Source organism: Haloplanus sp. GDY1, from assembly GCF_023703775.1.
GTDB classification, from domain to species: domain Archaea; phylum Halobacteriota; class Halobacteria; order Halobacteriales; family Haloferacaceae; genus Haloplanus; species Haloplanus halophilus.
Genome location: NZ_CP098517.1, coordinates 1 through 21,156, shown reverse-complemented (window position 1 = coordinate 21,156; position 21,156 = coordinate 1). Strand labels below are relative to the sequence as shown.

17 protein-coding genes are annotated in these 21,156 nt (G+C 60.8%); 2 read left to right on the top strand and 15 right to left on the bottom strand.

Annotated elements, in window-relative coordinates:
- Positions 1-153 precede the first annotated feature (153 nt).
- Both NBT67_RS17610 and NBT67_RS17605 read right to left on the bottom strand, forming a co-directional pair.
- Complete coding sequence (locus tag NBT67_RS17610) at positions 154-1,680, bottom strand: primase-associated protein (RefSeq protein ID WP_251344714.1); 1,527 nt, start codon at positions 1,678-1,680, stop codon at positions 154-156.
- Positions 1,677-2,561: a bifunctional DNA primase/polymerase gene (locus NBT67_RS17605; protein WP_251344713.1), complete on the bottom strand. Its 885-nt coding sequence runs from the start codon at positions 2,559-2,561 to the stop codon at positions 1,677-1,679. The genes NBT67_RS17610 and NBT67_RS17605 overlap by 4 nt, the downstream gene beginning before the upstream one ends.
- 263 nt (positions 2,562-2,824) lie before the next feature.
- Between NBT67_RS17605 and NBT67_RS17600 the strand changes: the two genes are divergently transcribed.
- Positions 2,825-4,108 (top strand): transposase, encoded by a 1,284-nt coding sequence (locus tag NBT67_RS17600; protein WP_251344712.1) that lies wholly within the window; start codon positions 2,825-2,827, stop codon positions 4,106-4,108.
- 14 nt (positions 4,109-4,122) lie between these two features.
- Here NBT67_RS17600 and NBT67_RS17595 read toward each other — a convergent pair whose 3' ends face one another.
- From NBT67_RS17595 to NBT67_RS17560, 8 genes are read right to left on the bottom strand one after another with little or no spacing between them, the layout of a single operon-like run.
- Entirely contained in the window at positions 4,123-7,947 is a 3,825-nt protein-coding gene (locus tag NBT67_RS17595; RefSeq protein WP_251344711.1) for an ATP-binding protein, read from the bottom strand.
- Positions 7,940-10,174, bottom strand: a complete 2,235-nt coding sequence (locus NBT67_RS17590) for a VirB4 family type IV secretion system protein (RefSeq protein ID WP_251344710.1) — start codon at positions 10,172-10,174, stop codon at positions 7,940-7,942. Before NBT67_RS17590 ends, NBT67_RS17595 begins: the two co-directional genes overlap by 8 nt.
- Positions 10,158-11,279 carry a TraC-like domain-containing protein gene (locus NBT67_RS17585; RefSeq protein ID WP_251344709.1) on the bottom strand — a complete coding sequence of 374 codons (1,122 nt, stop codon included), beginning with the start codon at positions 11,277-11,279 and terminating at the stop codon, positions 10,158-10,160. The genes NBT67_RS17590 and NBT67_RS17585 overlap by 17 nt, the downstream gene beginning before the upstream one ends.
- 6 nt (positions 11,280-11,285) lie before the next feature.
- Entirely contained in the window at positions 11,286-12,347 is a 1,062-nt protein-coding gene (locus NBT67_RS17580) for a TrbL/VirB6 family protein (protein ID WP_251344708.1), read from the bottom strand.
- Between the two features lie 2 nt (positions 12,348-12,349).
- Complete coding sequence (locus NBT67_RS17575) at positions 12,350-13,180, bottom strand: hypothetical protein (RefSeq protein WP_251344707.1); 831 nt, start codon at positions 13,178-13,180, stop codon at positions 12,350-12,352.
- Complete coding sequence (locus NBT67_RS17570; RefSeq protein WP_251344706.1) at positions 13,177-14,910, bottom strand: DUF8186 domain-containing protein; 1,734 nt, start codon at positions 14,908-14,910, stop codon at positions 13,177-13,179. The genes NBT67_RS17575 and NBT67_RS17570 overlap by 4 nt, the downstream gene beginning before the upstream one ends.
- 27 nt (positions 14,911-14,937) lie before the next feature.
- Complete coding sequence (locus NBT67_RS17565; RefSeq protein WP_074878673.1) at positions 14,938-15,357, bottom strand: DUF7985 family protein; 420 nt, start codon at positions 15,355-15,357, stop codon at positions 14,938-14,940.
- Positions 15,358-15,363: 6 nt separating this feature from the next.
- Positions 15,364-15,642, bottom strand: a complete 279-nt coding sequence (locus NBT67_RS17560; RefSeq protein WP_008364407.1) for a hypothetical protein — start codon at positions 15,640-15,642, stop codon at positions 15,364-15,366.
- A gap of 474 nt (positions 15,643-16,116) precedes the next feature.
- On the opposite strand from NBT67_RS17560, the gene NBT67_RS17555 reads away from it, so the two are divergent.
- Complete coding sequence (locus NBT67_RS17555; RefSeq protein WP_079235334.1) at positions 16,117-16,992, top strand: DUF8172 family protein; 876 nt, start codon at positions 16,117-16,119, stop codon at positions 16,990-16,992.
- 157 nt (positions 16,993-17,149) lie between these two features.
- On the opposite strand, the gene NBT67_RS17550 is transcribed toward NBT67_RS17555, so the two are convergent.
- The 5 genes from NBT67_RS17550 to NBT67_RS17530 all read right to left on the bottom strand — a co-directional run bounded on the left by NBT67_RS17550 (position 17,150) and on the right by NBT67_RS17530 (position 20,958).
- Positions 17,150-18,376, bottom strand: coding sequence for a phage integrase SAM-like domain-containing protein (locus tag NBT67_RS17550; protein ID WP_089769900.1), 1,227 nt, complete (start codon positions 18,374-18,376; stop codon positions 17,150-17,152).
- The gene (locus NBT67_RS17545) at positions 18,373-18,831 is read right to left on the bottom strand and encodes a hypothetical protein (RefSeq protein ID WP_058984796.1); all 459 of its coding nucleotides are present in this window, start codon (positions 18,829-18,831) and stop codon (positions 18,373-18,375) included. Before NBT67_RS17545 ends, NBT67_RS17550 begins: the two co-directional genes overlap by 4 nt.
- 3 nt (positions 18,832-18,834) lie before the next feature.
- Positions 18,835-19,416 (bottom strand): DUF7342 family protein, encoded by a 582-nt coding sequence (locus NBT67_RS17540; protein WP_058984797.1) that lies wholly within the window; start codon positions 19,414-19,416, stop codon positions 18,835-18,837.
- Positions 19,417-19,738: 322 nt separating this feature from the next.
- A complete protein-coding gene (locus tag NBT67_RS17535; protein WP_251344705.1) occupies positions 19,739-20,143 on the bottom strand; it encodes a DUF8160 family protein in 405 nt (134 codons plus the stop codon).
- Positions 20,140-20,958 carry a ParA family protein gene (locus NBT67_RS17530; protein ID WP_095637937.1) on the bottom strand — a complete coding sequence of 273 codons (819 nt, stop codon included), beginning with the start codon at positions 20,956-20,958 and terminating at the stop codon, positions 20,140-20,142. Before NBT67_RS17530 ends, NBT67_RS17535 begins: the two co-directional genes overlap by 4 nt.
- Positions 20,959-21,156 lie beyond the last annotated feature (198 nt).

The following is a 21,156-nucleotide window of genomic DNA, read 5'->3' as shown; positions in this document are numbered from 1 at the left end:
ACCTCGGTCACGTGAAACGAACGGCGACCGCCTGCTGAATATATCCTCTGTACCTAGCGATTCAACGCGACGGTCGATCCGCTCTCTCTTATCAGCAGAGTCGCCAAACCAATCACTTTCTAAGGATTCCACAGATTCGGGGTTGTCTATGATTCAGAATTGCTCAGCGGGCCCAGCTGATTCCTCCTCGACCTGCTCGTACATCTCATCCGGGAAGGGGAGACTACCCCAGATCGAGTAAGGACACTGGTCTTGGCCGATGCAGTAGCGCTGCAGATCGTCGTTATCGCAGTTCATCGGCAACGGCGTGTCGCCGTCGATTGTGTTCGAGAACTCGTAGCGGACCTGGTATTCGGTCTCCTGCTCGTCGTACCATGGCCACCGGGAGAAAACATCCTTGAGGTCCGCGACTATCTCGTCGAGGCTGCTGTCTTGGTACTGCGGGAGCCACATCACCATCCGCGCGAAGTTGTAGAGATCCTTCCGAACCGGCTTCTTCTCGTGCAGTCGCTCCTCCATATTCGCCATACAGGGAAGTTCGAAGAGGTCCTCGATCTCTCGCACCTCGATCTGTTCGGCGCCGGTTCCGGCTCGCCCGATTCGGTACGTATTGACGCGCCCGTCGCGGTCGATCGTGACGGCCGAGTGGGACTCGTGGTCGGCCAGTGTCTTCGCGAGACTGCTTGGACTCGAAATCCAATCCGTCACGGAGAATTCCCAGTCATCTTCAGCGTCGTACGCCGCGACCGCTCGGTAGAGCTCTTTCGCCGTGTGGAACTCGCCCGTTTGCGCGACGTCGTCGGGGGCGTCACTCAGGGCCCGTCGGAGGACGCGGATCGTCCGTTCCCCACGGTCCCAGTTCCGCCAGATACGCTCGTGATGGCCGATCTCGAGGAAGCGGTCGATTCGCTCCGTAATCGCCGACTCGTTCGTGGTCAACCACGACAGCTGGTCGTCGGAAAGGCCGTCCTCCTGAACTCGCAGGAGCTTCTTGAATGCCCGCTCAGCATAGTCGCGATACTTGCTGTCGAAATCACCCACCGGGACGTACAGGTTGTTGTCCTTCACTCGCGTCAGTATCTCTCCGTCGTCGTCGTCACTCCCTGTCGCCGCTTCGTCCTCCCGAAGAAGGCATTTGCGTGACGCCGCAGCCATCGGGATTTCGAGGTACAGGCCATCCCCGAACTCCGGCATCTCCGTGATGCCAGTACAGACCCGCCCAGGATGTGGGCCATCCTCACCGGGCTCCTTGCTGTACAGCACGTCGGCGATGTCCTGCTGGAGCGACCCATCGCCGTGGGCGCGGATGAGGGAAGCGAGATTGTTGACGTACAGCTCCCTGAGATCATAGAGCACCTGGATGTTCCGGGGTGACGCGTGCTCGAACTTCGGGTGCTCTTTCACACAGATCGCACTCAGCGTCGCGAGCACAGCGAGCGTCCCCGGTTCGTCGACGAACGGCTCATCAGCGGCGTCGGCACGAACCTGCTCTTTGAACGCCGCCGTCCCGAACCGCTCGATGTCGTTCACGAGGTCCTCGGGTTGGTCCTCGCCGTCGACGACGTATCGGTTGTAGCCACGCGTAAACAGCTGGTTGATGCGGGTATCCCCGTACTCCAACGGGAGTGCCGCAACTCGATACGCCGTGTCCTCGTCGTCGGTAGGTGTACTCGGACTCATTCGTCGATTACCTCCGGTGTCGCCGACCGAACGTCGAACGCTGGGCTCTCGATGGGTTGGACGATGCTACAGACGTCGGCGTGCAGCGAGTAGGGCAGGCGGGCCACACGCCGGCGGTCGGCCGTCACGACGGGGTCGATCGGGATGTCGTATGTCTCGAGGAGGAGGTCGTTCAACACCTCGCGACTCTGCTCGTCGTATCGGTGCGCCGGGCCGGTATCCAGCAGGTAGACATGGACCCCCTGCCCGCTGTACACCACCATCGTCTCCTCGGCGTCGAAATCGTCCTCGAAGATGTCGCGCACCTCGAACCCGTATTCGATGGCGCGGTCGATGTCTTCGAAGGCGTACGGATACCCCTCGGGAGCGGCGTCGAGGATCCCCGCAGCGTCGAGGAGCGCATCGTCGTCCTGATCATCGACGGCCGCCGACACCATCTCGTCCGCTCGGTCTCGGGCGATCTCTTTGGCGTCGATGTCGACGAGGAGGACCCACGGTCGTTCCCAGTGATCCAGCGCGTAGTAGACGGCGTCGGGCCGTGGGTCCGGTTTCTCCAGCACCTCCGGATCAGCAAGCGCGAACTCGCTCCGCCCCAGCGGGTCGTTGCGAGCTGGGTGGCGTATGAACTCGACGACGTCCTCGAAGTCGTCGAACTCGGGCGTTGTTCGGTCGCCCGACGCATCTGTTTGCCACGTATCCCGCCGGATGAAGTCCTTGTCCGGCACCTCGTCTTTGCGCACCGGATGGGGCTCTCGGAAGGCGACGGCGTACTGTTTCGGGCCGGTCGCCGTGATGAATTCCGGCAGGTCATCCAGATAGCGGGGGAACTCCTCGGCGTAGTAGTCGTAAAGCTCCTCGCGGGTCGCCTGTCGCCAGGTCATTGTTCCTCCAGCGGGAGACGGCGCCGTTCATGGCGCAGATGACTCCCCCAGTTGACTGATTGTCGGCCCTCTACGAGTCCTCGCGTTCCAAGCACTTCGTGCCCTCGAGCATCAGCCCCTTCCAAGTGTAACCGCGTTCGTCCTTGAGTTCGCTGAGGCGCGCGTGCTGGTCGTCGCTTACTGTAAACCGGACTTCTTTCCCCATACATACGTGAGTTTACCGTGTCCTTTTTGTGTGTTACGGTACTACTGTTCACCGTCGGATGGCCGCCAAACGAACCGTCTCGAAGACGCTTGAGGCGTCGACAGTCCCGCCGACGGCACACAAACAGCGTCGGCTTGAGGACACTGTAGCGACGTACCGCGACGCACTCCATACTGCCTTCGAGAGCGGGGCGGAAACGCAATCGGCGGTCAACGACATCGTCACCGACTACGACCTTACCTCCTACGCCAAGGACGCGCTCAAACAGTACGTTCCTCAGCTTCGGGAGACCTTCGACGCTGAGGAACTGGATGAGGATCACCCAGTTCGATTCACCAACCGCGGTTTCCGTCTCGATCATTCGCCAAGCCGTGAGTACGAGTTCTGCTGGCGGGTCCCGCAAGCAGGCCGTGGCAACGCCTTTTGGATCCCGTTGCGGATTAATCCCGCACAGGAATCGCTCTGGTTTGACGTGCTCGATGGTGAGGTCTCTGTCGGCGAATTCCGATTGATCCAAAATTGGAGTACGTGGACACTGCATGTCTCCGTCAAGTACACCGTCGACGATCCCGAACCGGACGAAGATCCGACCTTCATCGGATTCGATATCGGCGAAAGTGCGTTGATCACGGGCTGTGCCCTGCAACGCGAAACGCCGACGAAGCCACTGTTGATCGATGGTGGCCGGGCCCGACACCTCCGCAAGGAGATGTATACTACGCTGCAACGCCTGCAAGAACGTGGTGCCGCCGACTGGCGAATCGAGGAACGATTCGGCTACCACCAGAATGCGCTCACGGATATCGTCGAGAAAGCCTCGCATGAGGCCGTCGAATACGCCCGCCAATTCGACGATCCAGTAATCGTACTCGAGAATCTGTCGTACATCCGTGAGAACTTGGATTACGGCGCGTACATGAACCGACGGCTGCACTCGTGGGCCTTCGCTCAACTGCAAGGTCGAATCGAGGACAAGGCACTCGAGGCAGGGATTCCGGTGGAGCACGTCCAACCACACTATACCTCGCAGATTTGCCATGCGTGCGGTCACGTCGGCCGCCGTGACGAACAGGCTGAATTCCGTTGTACGAACGACGAGTGCCACATCACCACGTTCCAAGCCGATATCAACGCCGCGGCGAACATCGCTCGCTGCGTTGATCCGTGGGGTGAGAGCGTTCCTTGGAAATCGGAGCGCGATGACACGCCACGGAATGGGAGCCCCTGTGACAGGGCCGCGGAACGCCGAGAGGCGAGTCGGGAACCCCGACAGATGACTCTCTCGGAGTACGGTTCCGAAACCTCTGAGACCGGTTCCCTTGTAGGAAGCTCCGTCCGTTAGGGCGGGTGAGGATGTCACTGGTTGAGTTCTTGATCGAGATTTTTGAAGCCCCGAACGGTGGTCAAGCCCGCAGCGTCGAAGTCGTCGACAGCGTCTCTGATGGTCGCGAACGACCGTGCCGCCCGCCCGCTGACCCGCTCGTCGATCCGATCCGCGTCGGCAAGGCTCTCCAGGACGTCGAGCGCCGTCTCGCGATTGTTGAAGGCCCAGATCGCGTCCGCATCCACCGCGCTGAGTTTGTCGTAATCCTCGACCGGGGCGTGCCGGTTGTTACTCGCGAGCTCTGCTTCGCCGGCCCAGACGAGATCGCCGTCCGCGTCGAAGCCGGCCACATCCAGTACCGTGCCGTCGTCGGTTTCGTAGTACGGGTCCACGCGACCGACGTCGTCCCGCTGCTGGAGCCACAGCTCGAGGAGCCGGACGCCAACCTTGTGTGGCGTTTTCTCGCCGAGATCACCCGCTCCTGGCCCCGCCTTCAATTCTCTCCCCAGGAGGTCTCGACCGTCGGGGAGGACGGTGTAGTACTTGCGCCCGGCAGCGGAGTCCGCTTCCAGGAGATCCTGCTCTGTGAGCCGCTCTATATGGAGGTCGTCGTATTCGTCCCGGAGCTGGCTCATCCTGTCCAGTAGCGTGTACTCGTCGTCCTCCCGGTTCATCACGTCGAGGACCCGATTCAGGAACCGAACGTCGTCACGGCTGAGCCCGCGTTGTCGGAGTTCGTCATCGGGGACGGGCACGCTGCTTTCTTGGACGGGCGTTGCCCCGTTCTCCGGCTGCGTTGCTTGGTCACCAGCTGGTTCCTCGTCCGTCTCGGTGGCCTGCCCGAACAGGGGGCTCATCGCTGACTCGCCTGCATCTGGGTCGCTGTCCGTCTCGGGCTGGGAGGTCGACGTCGACGCGTCCTCGGTCGTCGATTCGCTGATGAACGCGGATTGCGTCGGGTCCGTTCCTGAGTCGCCGTCGGCAGCCGCACCCGTCATCTCGGCCCCCGTACTCCCCCAGCCAGTCTCCTCTGGGGAAGTGCTCGACTCTGTCGGCTCTGTCAGCCCGTACTGGGCCTGTGTCCGCTCGACCATTCGTGGCCGGGACACGGACTCGAAATGGTCTTCCTGGGGCTCTGTGAGCGGCTGGTCGCTTTCTGGATGCCCCGGCGCAATCGGGAGCGGCTGCAGCGAAAACGGTGGCGGACCAGTCTCCCCGAACGACGGACTCGGGAGTTGCGCAATCCACTCGCCGCTCGGCAGCGTGTTGATCCGGTTGCGGAGTTCGGTCGGAGAGAGGTCCTCGTGGGCAAGCGACTCTGCGAGGTCGCGCTCGATCGAGATGTTGCCGATGAGCTTCGTCTTAATGTTGTTCAGCACCTCGTCGTAGGCCCGCTCGTTCCGGTTCCGCACCTGTTCAGGGAACTGCATCACGAGCCCCATACTCAGCCCGAACGACCGGCCCTGCGGCAGTAGCTGCTCGGAGACTAGTTTCGTCGACGCGACCGGCGCCGCCTCCTCGATGATGAGGTTCGTGAGGTTCTCGTAGTCGGTCTGGCCGTCGCGCCGGCGCACCTGGACGGCGTCCCAGAGGTTGCTCAGCAGTAGGAGCGTGATCGCTCGCTGGGCCTCCGGCCGCAGGTCGCCGAGGTCGAAGATGATGGTAGCGTCTTCGTCGAGGAACTCGCGGAAGTCGAAGCGGTTGTCGACGTACTCGCCGGCGTCGTTCTGCTCGGGGACGTGGCTGAAGATCCGCCGGAGATGCGCGTCCTCTTTGAGCTTGTCGAGGCGGTTCCCGACGGCGTCCATCGACACCTGGAACTGGTGGTTGTCCTTCGCGAAGTGGCGCGTCAGCGATTCCTCGATGTTCTGGTTGTCCGCTGAGACCGGGGGAATCGTCTGGTCGCGCTGCATCCGGAGGGCAGCAGCGAAGAGGTCGTCCAGCCCGAACACGTCGCTCCCGTACTCCTCGTCGAACAGCGCCTTGATCAGATAGCTCAGAATCTCGTTCGCGACGAACGCCTGCCCGTACTGCTCGCGACCCATAATCATCCGGAGGATGTCGTGGAAGTGGTCGACCTTGTCCTGAATCGCGTCCTCTCGGTTGCGACCGGCCTCGAGCGCGGGGCGGATGTCGAAGAAGGAGAACGCGGGGATTGTCTCCGGGACGCGGAAGTGGTAGACGTCGTCGAGGCCCCCAAATCGTTCGTAGTGGCAGCGCAGGTAGTTCTCACACATCCCGTCACCCTTCGGATCGACGAGGACGACGGGGCCACCCGTCGACTCGCGAAGCGAAAGAGCGTCGTTGATGATGGCCTTCGACTTCCCGCCGCCCGTCGACGCGAACCGGCCGTAATGCGTCGGCAACAGGTCCGGCGGAATCCGGATGGGGTCCGGCCGTGGCTCACCGTTCTCGTCGAGCGCGTAGCCGATGGCCATCCCGTCTTGGAACTGCTGGATCAGATCCGGGTTCGGCCACGGGAGCGGGTTCCGACTCTGCTGTTCGGCCCTCGTTCCCCGTGTCCCCTCGACCGTCAACTGTTCGGAGGAAGGGACGAGGACGAAGTTCGCGAGCTCCGTTCCACAGAGGACCAGCTCGGGGCGTGTCTTCCCCCGGCCCGTCGTCAACTCGCGATTGAGGAGGCGCTGAAGAGCGGCTCGTGCCTTCTTCACCTTCGTTTTCTCACGGAAGCCGCTGTCCCGGAGGCGTTGTCCATCGACCTCGTAGAACGGTCCATCAAGCGGATCGAACACCGGGAGGAGCGAGTCCATCCGGCCATCGAGGTCGTCGTGGGTGTCGTCGGTGGGGACACCGACGGCCCGGATGTTGACCGTGAACGACCGTTTGGCGTTTTTCGCGTCGATGTACTCGATGCGCTTCTCGACGGCCTCGCTGAGCTGCCGGTCGTCCTGGTCGCTCCGCTGGTCCTCGACCTCGAGCAGCGACCCGACGACCTCCTGGAAGAACGTATCCCGGCCGTCGACGAGATCCTCTTTCCGCACCTCCGCGTCGGACTGCCAGCTGGCACGCCGTTGGAAGACGACTTGGAACGCGGTCGGCGCTGTCGCCTCCATCAGATGGTCGATTAGCGACGCCAGCGCCGCGCCGGGCTCGTCGACGGACGAGAGATCGCCGTTCGTTTCCTCCGCTGTGAACGGCGTCAGCGAGGTCATCCAGTCCTGCTTCCGCGACGCGGAGCCACACCACCGGACCCCGAGAGGCGAGACGGCGTCTTGGGCCGGGCGAGCCAGAATGGTTCCCGCCGGTGTCATCGTCGGCTTCTCGATGGCCCGTCGCTCTTCCTCGTCGTCTGGAAGTGCATCGGGCGGCGCTAGTTCCAGGGCTGAGTCCCCGACAGTCACGTGATGATCGGGGACGCTCGTGGCTGCTGTACCGCCGTCGACAACGGGGTCGGCTTCGGCTGCCTCGGAGTCCGCTGATTCCTCGTCGACGATGTCGTACTGGTCTGCCGAGCCAAACTCGTACTGCAGCCGCCCGGCCTCGTAGTGGTCGACGAATTCCTGCGGTGTGAACTCGACTGGCTGAATGAGCCGAGCGGCGACGTCGACGTCGACGCGCTCGATGTCGAACGTGCTTGGATAGATGGAACGGAGGCGCTTCTCGAGCGTATCGAGGTGCGCATCGGCCCCGTAGAAGAACTCCACCGGGTCGTCGGGGCCATCACTGATTGCGAGGAACTCGAACCGGGGTGGGGTCTCACTGTGGAGTGGGTTCAGCTTCGCCCCGAGGCCCGACGAGCCGGGCGTGGTCAGCTTGTGGAGGCTGTCGAGGACTCGGGGGATGCTCTCCGGGTCAAGTCGCTCGGATGTCGGCGTGACGCGCAGGTACTCAGCCATCGTTGGTCCCCTCCGTTGATCCGCCGTCTGGCTCAGCTTCGACGGCGTCTGATTCCTCGTTCGGTCCGCTCGTTTCGTTCGTTCCGTTCGTTGCTCGATGCTCGAGCTCGTCCTGGAACTCCTGCATCTCGGTATCGACGGCGTCGTCGCCGGCGCCGGGCAGCGAGGATCGGACCTGTGAGGTCGGGTCGAAGTCGATGACCTGCTTCTCCTTGGGCATCGCTTTGACCTGGATGCCGCGCCACTCGCCGTCGACGCCCACCAGCGCCTCGGAGAAGCCGGCGTCCTCGTTGCCGGGCACGGCATCCTGGACGAACCGCATCTGCGCGTAGTTCAATCCGAACTCGTCGGCCCACTCTTCGTCCATCCCGTCGAGGCGGTGGAACTGCTTGACCGCACACTGATCCAGGATGGCCTCGCTCTCGGCGTGCTCGAAGAACTCGTCGACGGTCTGCGTGACCAGCCGGATCGAGAGGTCGTGGTGCCGGTGGTGGCGGAACACCGTTTCGAGGAACGCCAGGCTCGCGGCGTCCTGCATGATGTAGCGTGCCTCGTCGATGTAGAACACGACCTCCTTCTCCGAGACTTTCGCCCGCTCGTACACCAGCGAGATCAGGAGCTGCATCGTCAGCGCCGTGCTGCTGTCGACGCTGCCCTCCTGCTGAGCGAGGTCGAGGTAGATGACCTTCTCGTCGCGAATGTCGAAGTCGGACTCTTGGCCGAGGTTGGCGTGGCGACCGTCGTCCTCGAAGGGCCGAAGCTGATCGAGGAGCCACGTCGCGTCCTCTTTGATCTTCCCCGCCTCCTCGTCGGACCGGACGACGAACTCCTCGGGGTCGTCAACCATGTCCTCGAAGACGTCCATCATATCCTGAATCGTCGGGCTCGGGTTGTCGTGTGTGGAGATGTCGTCGGTGATGCCGTTGCGCTTGTACGCCCGCTTGAGCCCGAGTTCCAGCGTCGTCCGCCGGTCACCCAGCGAGATGCCGCGAAGCGCGAAGAAGTTCGTGAGGAAGCTCATCGCGTCGTCGAGCTTCTCGTTGAACGGGCTCGCGTCCTCGCCCATCGCCCGCTGGACGTGCTCGGGCGTCTCCCGAATCTCCAAGGGGTTCAAGCCGAGCGTCCCGCCGACCGTGATGCGTTTGGCATCGAGCGCTTCGGCGACCCCCGCCCAGTTGTTCAACGGCTCGAGGATGATGCCGATACGGTCCTTGCTCTGCTCGATCGACCGGATGAAGTTCTGCTTCGAACTGAACGACTTCCCTGAGCCGGTGTCGCCGACGGTGAACATCGCGTACCCGTTGTCCCGCGCGAACGGGTCGATGACGACCGGGCTCTGGTTGTCTTTGTGAATCCCGAATTCGACGCCGCCCTCCTCGAGGATCGTCGCGTTGTGCGGCGAAGACAGCAGCGCGCCGACGGCGCCGCCGAGCGCAATCGACGTCCGCCCGAACTCGTTGTCACCGATGGGTGCGGCGGACTGAAGGGCGAGATCCTGCCGGCAGATCGCCGTCTTCGGCGTGAGGTTCGCCGGGTCGTCGCGGAGCGCGCTCTTGACCTTCTGGACGGCGTCGCGGAGGTCCTCCTTCTCGTCGGCCCGGACCGTGATGAACATCCCCTGGTCGAAGACATTCGCGCCGTTCTCGACGGCCTTGTACGTCGCTGCGGCCTCGTTGGCGCGTTCCTGTAGGTAGGCACTCCGCACGCTCTGTTCAAGGTCAGCGTCCACCTGAAGGTCGTCAGCGATATCCTGCAGTTCGTTCCGCGCCCGCTCCTGGTTCTTCGGCGTGATGTGGGCCGTCAAATCGAACTGCACGTCCGTCATCTCGAAGAGCTCGGAGAGGTAGCCGTCGTTGGGGTAGTCCGGGTAGTCAGCGATGTACAGCGTCGTCGTCCACTGCTCGCCGACCCGTGCCGCGCGCGTCTCCCACTCAATCGCCGCCGGCGCGGTCACCGTTTTGTGTGACTCGGCGATGTCGTCGAGAAGTTGGCGTTCGGCCGCGCCCTGTTCGATGGTCTCCTCGTCGAGCAGATCCGAGAACTCGACCTCTTCCTCGTCGTCTTCGGTGTACCAGTCCCAGAGGAATTTCCCGCCGATCCCGACTAGTACCGCGAGCAGGATGTAGAGAGCCGCACCTTCAGCTGAGGTCGGATTCGTGACCCACTCCGTGAGCTGGCCGACGGCTCCGCTGCCCGTCTGGAGGACGAGGTTACGCATCGTGGTCATCCTCCCGGCGCGAGTGGCCGATGATGGGTTGTTCGCGAACGACGCTCTCTGCGTCGTCGTACTCGTGTTCGCGGCCGTTCCAGAAGTCCATATTCAACACGAAGAGCTCGACCGTGCTGAGCCGGCGTGCGGACCAGCCCGACGCCTGCTGGATGAACTCCGACCGCACATCGTTGACCCGGCTATCCAGCTTCTCGAACATCTGTGCGCGGCGCTCGACGTCGGTGAGATCCTCGCGGCGGGTCACGAACGGGTTGAACAGGAACCCGATGACGGGGAACTGCGTCAGCTTCTCAGCCGGCGTCCCCTCGTCACGGTAGCGGTCGTAGACCTCCAGCGGGGTGACCTCGACACCGATGTAGTACCGCACCTGCTGGATGCCCCGTTCTCGCATCTCCTTCGGCCGCGTCTCCCGATACTCCTCGAGGAGTTCCCGGAAGATCGGATTTTCTTTGACGTCCTCGTCGTTCAGGCGGTCTTCGATGTTCTCGGTGATCTGTTCGACCGGGAACGAACGGGTCGTGGCGTGAAGTTTGAGTTTCGAATCCAGTTCCTTGTTGGCGAACTCTTCGCCGGCGTCCTGGAGCTGTGCCCAGTTGTCGGACATCGCGAAGTCCATGTTGCCGGGGTCGATCTCGATGAACGCCTCCATCGTGCCGTCCGCGCGCTGGATCGCGCCAGCGCCCGGCCACGCCCGCTCGATATTCGTGAGGTCCTGCGTCCGCTCGTCAGGTTTGAATGGCGTGTAGTTCGCGAGCCCGCCCTCGTTGCGCTCTGTCTCATTGGTACTATTGTCGGCTTCCTCCGGGGCGCTGAACGTGATCTGGGGGCGCTTGACGTAGCGATAGACGTCTTTCGTCCACGTCCACGCGTTGAGGTGGTCGGGCGAGACGTAGACGATCGCGACGCCGAACCCGAACCCACCTGCGACGAACGGCAGGGCGAGTGATTCGATGCCGGTGAGGCCAGCGATAAACAAGCCAACGATCGGGAAGGCGATCAGGACGCCCACGTCACCTTCCTCGATGTTGAGGTAGGGGATGCGACTCTCCTCACCGAACTGGTCCATGATGCGCCGTGCGGCTGCGTCTTCGTCGATGGACATGGATTGTTAGTAACCTCCAGGGTCGTTCTCGGTCCGCCGGTACGACGGCGTCCCGCTGTCTTCGTCGCTGTTCGCGCCCCGGGCTGCAGCTTTCTGCGCCACAGCGTGTCCCGCTGCGGCCTTCGGTCCCCACCGGGCCGCGGTCGTCGCGACGCCGGCGCCGCCGATGTAGGCTCCAGCGGCGACACCGCCGATGAGGGCCGCTCCTTTCGTCGCACCACCGAGAACCTTCGCCGTCAGCGGGGTCGCGTACTTGAACGTCTTCCACGTGACATAGAGCGCAACGAGGGGAAGTGAAGCCGCAACGAGATACCTGAGGAACGCTGATCCCGGCGTCAACGTCCCTCCAGAGTAGAGTAGGTCGTATCCTTTGAGGACTATCGCCGCAGGCAGGGGTAGGATGGCCAATGGGACGAACCGTTTGCTGAACCCCATCGCGACATCAGAGAGGACAGGAATGTTGCCATAGGCGACGGCGAACGCGATGGGCATCCCGTACAGGTAGACGTAGAGGAGAATCTGCCGGATGTAGAACAGCGCCTCCAGTGCCCACATCGAAATTCCTCCGATAAGAGCAAAGAGGAGACCAAGACCGGGGTTGGTAATCGACCCCGTTATGAACTGCAGCATAGCAGAGCCCAGCGAGGACAGCTCCGGCATCAGGGCAATCGTGAACCCATCAACAAGGTAGAGCGCGAGCGCCCCAATCCAGTACCAGGTAATAATCAGAAAGGCTCCGACCCAGGCAGTCTTCTTGGTCTTCCGAGCCTCGTACGCACTCCCGATATTGAAGATGCGGATGGTGTGTCGTCCCTGAACGCTCATCACAAGTAGCAGCAGAGAAATCAACATGATCTCGCCGCCGATGAGCCCTTCTTGGATTGCTGGCCAAGGGGCGTTACTTGGTTCTCCGAAAATGAACGTCCCATCAGTCTGGGGAGTCGGAGTGCCAAATATCTCTTCGGTCAGCGTCTGATACCCCGACCGAAGCCCGTCCATGAACAGACCGATGAACCAATCGACGACGTCTTTGAATCCCTCGAGAACGACGTCTATCAGGTCCACCATCGTTAGGCCTCCGTGATTGAAACCTCGCAGTCACTCATCTCCGTGGATCCGGAGTACTGTACATCGAAGGATTTCGATACCTGGTCGCCGCCAACCTGGGTTCGGACTGTGACGGTGAACTGGCCGCTGTTCCCATTCGGGGAGCACCCCATTCCCTCCTCAGATTCGGAACCAAACGGGAACGAACTACTGAACAGGTCTGTAGTTTCTCCCGGCGGGATCACCACCTGTTCAGTTTCATACATCCCGCTACCTCGGGGATCTTCGACCGGGTTTGGAACATCACCGGTGAAAATTAACTCAACAACCGCTTCTGGTCCGCTTCCGGTGTTTTCGACGGTGACGTACGCTTCCCCGTTCTTTAGCCGATCCGTCTCAGTATCTCCGTAGACTTCGTCCCACGGCTTCTCAGGGTTATTCCGGTAAAGACCGACCTCTTGAATTCCAATTTCCGGCTGAATCAGTGAGGAACTCTCAGCTAGCGTTTCTTCACCGCTGAGAGCCACGACAGTATACTCTCCAGGCTCATAGGAAGTTCCGATCTCGAAAGAGACCTGTTGTGACCCAGCAGCGGTTTCTCGTTGACCGAACAGCTCCCCATTCGGCTGGACGAGGTTGATCTGGTCGACTCCCTCCTCTGAGGAGTATTCAACGACGAGTTCTGCCCCCTCTACGGTGACTTTCTGGATGATTCCCCTTTCATCAGACGGTGTTGAGTTCCCGCCATCCGGGGAATCGTCGTTGTTGAGGCATCCGGCCACGCTCACGAGAGCGGCGCCGGTGACTGTTCGGAGGGCGGTCCGTCTACTGAGGTGGGGATTGTCCTGAGTCATGGTTTCTGTCCGAAGATGTCTTCTGGGCCGAGCATCCGCAGGAGGCGCTTGCCAGCGTAGAACATCACGAAGAACGGCAGGAGCTGCCAGCCAACCTCGAACACCAGTGCAAACCAGCCGTCGATCGTCCCGAGTGGGTGCCACCGGGCCGTCGCGGTATCACTCACGTACGCCGGGTCGTGACCGAGCCACGAGCCCGGATGGTACCGAGCCGTGTAGATGCCCGGTTCGTCGACGGTCACGATCGCCACTCCCGAGGCGTTGGTCTCGACGCGCTGATCGGCGACCGTGATGTACCCGTTTCGGGTGGTGCCGCCGATTGGATACTGACGGCTATCGTCGAGCGCAATCGGCGCACCAGTTTGATTGTCCCGGAGTTCGACCCTGAGCGTCGCTTGCGACTGATTCTGCTGGATGACCTGGACAGTAAGATTACTGCGGCGGAGCTGTCGCTCGGAGCCGGCATCCGGTTCGACGATTGACGCATTCACGCCCCGGACGATACCCGCAACGTGCAGTGCCTCTCGGTCGACGTTCTCGGCTCGAACGGCGACGCCGTACGTCGTCGTGTACGACTGGTTGACGATGTCGATATTGATGTTCTCACCGATGGTGCCGACTGGCGACGGGCGGTCAGTCCCCCAGGTCTCGATGAGTTCTGGTCCGTCTCGAACCGGCTCGGCACGCGGCCCGATCCGCGAGGGATAGGCGTGGACGTACACCGGAATCGCGTCCGACTGAACGGTCGCACTAGTAGTCCGATTCGACCGAACGAGTGTGTCCCAGTTGGTGTTCCGAGCGGTGTAGAACCGCCAGATGCCACGGACCCGTGCCTCACCGTCCTCCGTGAGCGTGTACCCCTGCCATGGCCGCGACTGGAAGATCGCCACGCCAGCGTCGCCGTTCGGATACTCGGCGTAGTAGGGGTACGCCGAGAGGTCGTAGATCTCGACGCCGATCGAACCGGAGACATTGCGTGATTCCGTCCGATAGGTGACGTCGACGTCCGTCCGGTCACCCAGGTCGGTCCTGACGGTCTTCTTCAGCCGGACGCTAATCTCCGCTTCCAGCGTGAGATTCGCACTCCAGTCGTCCTCGATCTGGTAGTCGAGGGCAGGCGTATGTGACCCGTCACGCTCGGCGATGGTCTCGCCGTCCTTCTTCAACCGGACTTCTTCGATCTCGTGCTCCGTGAGCGACCATGAGATAGTTGTGTTGCCGGAGGAACTCCCGTTGGGGACGCGAACGCGGTAATCAACGAACCCGCGCATCGTCCCATTCGGTGCGATATAGAGTGGGGTTTCACCGGACTCGAGGTGTCCACGAGTGGAGGGCTGGACCGCGAAGATCGTTGCGTGAGCATCTTCGATGAAGACGCCGTCCTCAAGGTCCGCGTGCGGCGGATGCACGGACGTATCTGGGCCGCCGGCGTCGAGGTCCTCAAAGTCGTTCCGCGTCCACGTCGCCGCAGTCGCCGGCGGTCGTTTGAACGTAACGTCCGTCCCGTTGGCGACCTGATGGACGGCGGAGCGGTTCTCGCCGTAGCGCTGGCGGTACTCTTCTTGGCTGATGTAGTTGTCCGCATCACGTGACCACAGCGTTGCCGACTCGTTTTCCGTGAGCCCATTCCCCTCCGTACCTGGTCGTGGCGGGTCAGCGGCGACGATACCCGTGACTAGGCTCGTCGCGAGCAAGCCGGCCATGAGCACGGAGAGCTCTCGGTGGTTCATAGGGCTCGCAACGGTGCTGTGGAGTGCTTACCAGGGGACGAGGTCGACGCACTGCGCCAGCGGGAGGCCCATCATTGACCCGGCGACGGTGTAGAGCGGGCCGAGGACGACGAGGACGACCGCGGACTTCATCGCCGAACGCTTGTGGCGCTTGAGCCCCTTCTTCTGCTCGGGATTGAGGGTGAACATCTCGATAAGGGAGTCAGCCTGCCAAACGATTGCGAGGCCGACGATCCCCAGCGCGGTGGTCAGCTGGAAGAACCCCTCAATCATACTCGGGAGGTTGTCTGCGCTACAGACCGCGTTACTCTGGGCTGCAACCGGTTGAACGGCAAACAGGCTCAGGAGGACGATGGTGAGCGCTGCCTGCCGAGGGATTTTCCCAGTCAGCGGTGACTCGGTGTCAGTGCTACGCTCAGGGTCGGAGGGAGTCTGGTCCTGTGACATAGCGGGTCAATCATCGGTGGCGTCTCCAGCCGTTGGCTGGTTCTGCTGCTCTTCGACGAGCGACTGGAGGTCGTCGAATCGGTTGGTGTCCTCTGCGATCTCTTCGAGGGTGTAGCCCTGCTCGCGGGCCCGTTCGAGGAGGTCGCGGAGCTCATCGGGGTCAACACCGCGGACTTCCATTTCCTCGCGGAGGGCGCGGCGATAGAGGGCGGAGGCGTTGATGTGGTCGTTCCACATCAGGTACAGGTCATCGATGTCCTCGATGGTGACTGACCTCGTAATCATACATGCGGGTATGGGTATGCACCGGCTGAGTCCCGGTACATATTGGCACGGTAGCTGGATGAGGAATAAATGCTTTCTGGCTGCCAAGTGGTGCAAATTTATCCGATAAATTATAACCAAATCACTTGTTGACCTAGTAGAAAAAGTCTTAACCAACATCCACTGAGAAAGTTGGGCATCTGTTGGTTAAGAATGAGAATCAGCTCGCTTACTCGAGCTCTACAACCTCGCCGTTTCCGTCGTCGAGGAGCCCCTTCTCGCCTACGCCCGCGGAGAACTGACTCACGATGAACATGAACAACGTCGAGAGACGCACGAATGAGACACCTGAATTCAGACCACGGACGGCCATAACTGGAGAAATAGGTATTCGGCATGCTTAGCAGTATAAAAAAGCAGTCCACCGACTTTTCGAAGAGAATCTCGCTCGTGAACTTGATTAAGAAGCACAGATGAGTAGTAATACGCACGCAGATGGGCCACGTCTACTACCACCACCCCGGCGACAAGCAGTTCTCCCTTGACTTCGTCCATCCAGCTCCTGCCAAAATCGTCTCGAAGATCGTCGACTACGGCGACGACGTCGCTGTGAAGGTCCAGAAATACGATATCGACGAACCGTTCTACGTCATCTACACATCCCGCGTCGGCGGTGGGCCTGTTCAAGAGATTGATTTTAACCTGAACGAGTCGCTCTCAGAGATGAGTGCCGACAACAGTACCATCATCGTTCGTCTTCTCGAGATTTACCGCGCACTTATCGCTCAGAACGAAGAAGAAGAGGGAACTCCCGTTGAGGCGTACAAGAATATCGACGTCGATGCACTGCCGGACGTTCTCGACCGGACGTCGTGGGAAGGATCAGCAACAGACGTAGCGGGCCGACTCGCCTCGAACCTGATCCTCAAGCACGCGCTTCCAAATGCCAACCATCGAACCGCTGTTGCGCTGATTCAGTTCTACCTCCGGCGACTGAATCCGGATTTCGCTATGCCGGAAACCTCTGTAGAGACCGATCCAGAATCCTACGACTGGCGAGAGTGGGTGAACGAGTACATCAACGAATCGAAGCGACTGTTGACCGTTCGACGGAAGAACGTCCTCTTCAAGCACCTGTATAGCTTCGGTGCGCGGACGCTTGAGCGAAAACACGCAGTCGAGATCGATCTGACTGAATACGAGTTGGATATGTACCCAAGTGAGGCGAAAATCGCCTACGCGGAGAAGCACGAAGATCTCTGGGTAACGTTTGTTGAGGAGGCTGTCGAACGTGCCGGCTATCCGGAGCTAAAAGAGACGTCTGGCCTCTCGAAAGCAGAATTCGCCGAAAAAATCCGAGACCTCAACTAAGCGGTTCTACTAGTCTTGAAGCGTGGCGACTGTTCGGCCCGTTTCCTCGGCCTCTTCGCTGCGCGACATATTGTACGTCGCGAGCGCTTCGTCAACCGCTTGGTCAAGGCTCATTGGTTAACCTAATCTAGGTTCTCCTCCCGTATAAACGCTTGCGTCAATCGATCTGTTCGAGTGCTTCAGTTGCGACATCACCCAATTCACCGGCTTCAATATGCGAATACCGTTCACGAACCATCTCCTCCGAGTTATCGAGATAGCGAGCCGCAACAGTGTACCCGAACGCGCGGACTAGCACCTCGCCCATTCCACGTCGACCACCGTGGGGCGCAAGATAGTCGTGTTTCGGATGGTCGATGTCGATCTCTGCAGCCTCTGAGAGCCGTTGGAGAATCGACCGTGCGCCGTCCGTCGTGATCGATGGAGGCCGAATGTCCTCATCGAGCGCCAGCAGCAGGTCGCGAGCGTACTCCGCACGGCGTTCAGTGATTGCTTCTGGGCGTTCCCCTCGATCGGCGAGGTCATCCTGGACGAGCTCTGCGAGCGTCCGTTGGTCGAACGTCGGAAACACCGGCCACTGCTCCGTCGGCGGGTCCATCAGCTGGCGATAGCTTCGCAGCGGAGAAATCACTGGATCGGGGAGACTCGCGGCGTCCCACTGCTGTTTCTTCCGGTAGACGTCCATACTCCCGTCGTCGAGGGAGAGATCCTCCCAGCGGACGCCGCGCCGGCGCGGGTCGTTTGGATCTCGGAGGAGTTCGCCAACGCGGACAGCGGTGTACGCGAGGACGAACACCAGAGCCCGGTCACGAGTCGCCTTCAGCGCTACGTAGCGCGCTCGCTGCTTGTCGAGGGGGTCAGTATCCTCTGGGAGTGTCGTGTACGCCTCGACAGCGTCGCGGGCCCGTTCGTCGACGTGGCGGGTGAGAGCGTGGCGCTGTTCAGACGTCCAGGCCTGCTGGTCGCCGGGCTTGCGGCCGTCGTCCTCCGGTAACGGCGCCATCGCACTCGCCCGCTGCGCGTAATGCGCCTCGAGATACCCTTCGTTGACACACCACCCACACCAGGCAGAGATATAGCGGTAATAGGTTTGTACCGTGTTCTGCTTGAGTCCCCGATCTCCACCGAGATGTCGGGCGTACTCCCGGAACACGCGTTCGTCGAGATCGTCGAAGGTCGGTTTGCGGTCGACGTCGTCGGAGACGATCCCGGTCCAGTCGTCGGCGCCGCGGTCGCCGGCGGCCCACTCGGCGAACCGTTCAAGCTCGCGTGCAGCGTTACGTCGATAGTTCCCACCGTCGCCGCCGCGGCCTTTCCCCTTGTCCTGGAGGTAGCGCTCGAAGGAACTCGCGAGTGACTGATTAGTGCGTTCTCGAGGTGTCATCGTTCCTCGTTCGCGTACTGGTAAGTCGGACGGACGTCCTCGAAGAGCGTTTCGACGATTTCCCAGAGGATCAGGGAAGGAGTCTCGTATTCAAATGTGATCCCCCAGCGGTCCTCCGTATTGGCGGCAGAGTACTGGAAATGCGCCCGTCCGAGATCGGGATGGTCCTCGTCCTGGTGCCAGCCGGCGTGAAAGCCCGTGTTCGGATCGGTGTAGTTGATACGGAACCAGTCGTGAGGGTCCTGTCGATACCACTTGACGGTCAGTTCCGGCGAATCAGGGCCCGTTGGGGGATTAAGGCGGGCTGGATCAAAAACCGCCCGCAGCTGCTTGGCCTCGATATCGTCAGGAACGTACTCGACGGCCGTGATCTGGGGGACACGGTCGAGGACGTCCCGCTTCAATTGGGCGTAGAGGTTCGCGTTCGGGTCACCACCTGGATGCGGGACCGACATCCGTTAGCTGCTGGCCTCGGCAGACTCTGTCGTCGGAGCGAGGAAGTCCCATTCGCGGATGGCAAAGCCAACGATCTGGATACGACGCTGAAGGTGCTCCCACTCGCGGGCAATCTCACGGCGACGGTCTTCCTCGTCACCGTCAAGGGACTCGTCAGCGAGCGTTCCGCGAAGCTGATTCGGTGACTCGACGCCGAATTCGCCCTCCCAGTCGCGAATCTGCGTCTTCATATCGGCGAGACGGTCCGTAAGCTCCTCGACAGTGTGCCCGCTGTCTCGAAGCCGCATCGCCTCCTGCATCGCTTGGCGGCGATAATCTGGGTAATACGTGGTGTGAGTACCGCTTTCGTCACGGTGGAGGATGCCATCGTCGACGAGCCGATCGAGGACGCGTTTGGTCGGCTCGTGTGACCAGCCCGCTTCCGAGGCGATCCAGTTGGCCGTCTGAGGCTCCGAAAGCTGCCGGGCGGTCATCCTCACGCGGTCTTCGCCCGTGGTTTGGCGTTCCATTAGGCCCTCGGAGTTCGGTTCGTCTTCGGACATACAACACCGTTCGCGCTTTGTCTTAATATAGGTTGAGGTCATTAGTTCTATATCGAGTGCGTTTCTTCGCCATCGCCTCGACCCCGGCTGAGGAGAGTCAGAGCAAACTCGGAGCCCGGTCTTGTCGGCTCTACCCGGGGGAAGCGCCGTTGTGAGGGGGTTGCAGCATTCGTGCTTCACCGACGGCGTCGGGGTACTTCAAAGTGGTCGTGATTACGGGCATAATCAGGACCACTTGTTGTTTTCGAGCCATCGGGGGAATTCGGGGGTCTAGAGTCTCTTAGCGCCGGAACTCCGCACTTCAGAATATTCTATATCGTATATCGCTATACAAAAACTCGGTCCCCGGTCTGCGCGAGGTCATTCAGTCTCCGAGTTCCGAAAGCCGAGCCTGAATTTCCTCAGAATCCGCCTCAGAGAGCGCCTCAACACCGAACTGGACGAGTAGCGGGTAGAAGTGGCGATTTTTCTTGAACTCGTCCTGGCCCGCCTTGCGGAGCTTCAGCTGGGACTCGAGGTAGGTATCCTCCATCTCGTCGAGGACATCGTCGGGAATGTAGATCGTCCGCCCATTCCACTCGTCCTTGATGTTCGTCTTCGTTTTGCTCGTTTCGTTCGTTTCACTCGTTGAAGTCGATTCGGTCGTTTCGGTCGATGAACTGGTTTCCACCGTTTCACTCACCTCACTCGTTTCGCTGGATTCGACCTCATCGTCCTCCTCCTCGTAGTTGCCCTCGATGCCGGAAGCATCACCCCAGCCATCGCTCATGCTTCCACCTCCTCAGGTGCGGTCTTCTCAAACGTCTCGTCGAACAGGTCGGCGATTTCGTTGAACAGGTCGCGTGCATCCTCAACGCGCTGGTTCTCCTTGCCGAAGCCGAAGACGGACACCCCTTCGCCAATCGACTGAGAGAGGTCGGTCCGCTTCGGGATCTCGAACACCGGGAGAGAGTACGCCGACTTGATCTCCTCGATGGTGTCGCGGTGTTCGGCGTTCTGCTCGACGCGGTTACAGACGATTGCGAGCCGATTGATGTCTCCGTACGCCTGTTCGAGGGAGCTCAGCTGCTTAGCGAAAATCTGGAGGCTGTTGGCGTTGAGTTTCTCGGGAATGACGGGGATGACAACGTTGCCAGTCGCGACGAGCGCGTTGTCGGTGAGGACGTTCAGAGATGGCGGCGTGTCGACGATAATGTAGTCGTAGTCCTTGTCGAGCTCGTCCAAAGTCATCTCCAATCGCTCGCGACTCTTCGGCGCCTCAAGCAGCGTCTGGATGTTCTTGTTGTTCGCGAGTTTCTCGCTGGCGGGAAGGATGTCGAATTCCTCGTGCTCGACGATGATGTCGTTCACCGATTCCATCTGGTCGAAGTCGAGAACGTCGAACAGCGTTGTACGGTCGGTGTCGTAGTACAGATCGTTGTAGCCAAGCGAGCAGGTGAGCCCTCCGTGGTAGTCGATATCGACTAGGAGGACGTCGTGGCCTCGGGCAGCGAGTGCGCCGCCAGTATGAATGACGTCGGTTGTCTTCCCCGCGCCTCCCTTCTGATTCGCCACCGTGATTCGTGCGGTGTTGGTGTCAGTCATTATCTTCGTTTCTCTCGTTGTGTTCGTTTCGTTCGTTTTGCTCGTTTAGTTCGGTGCGCTCGGTGAGGTTGTTTCACTCGGTGAGAGGATTACTACGATGTTAAAACCAACTGTTCGTTTCGCTCGTTGAACTAATTGCGTTCATTTCCATCACTCAATTCGTTCCGTTCGTTTTGTTCGTTTCTGCTAAAGGCCAAC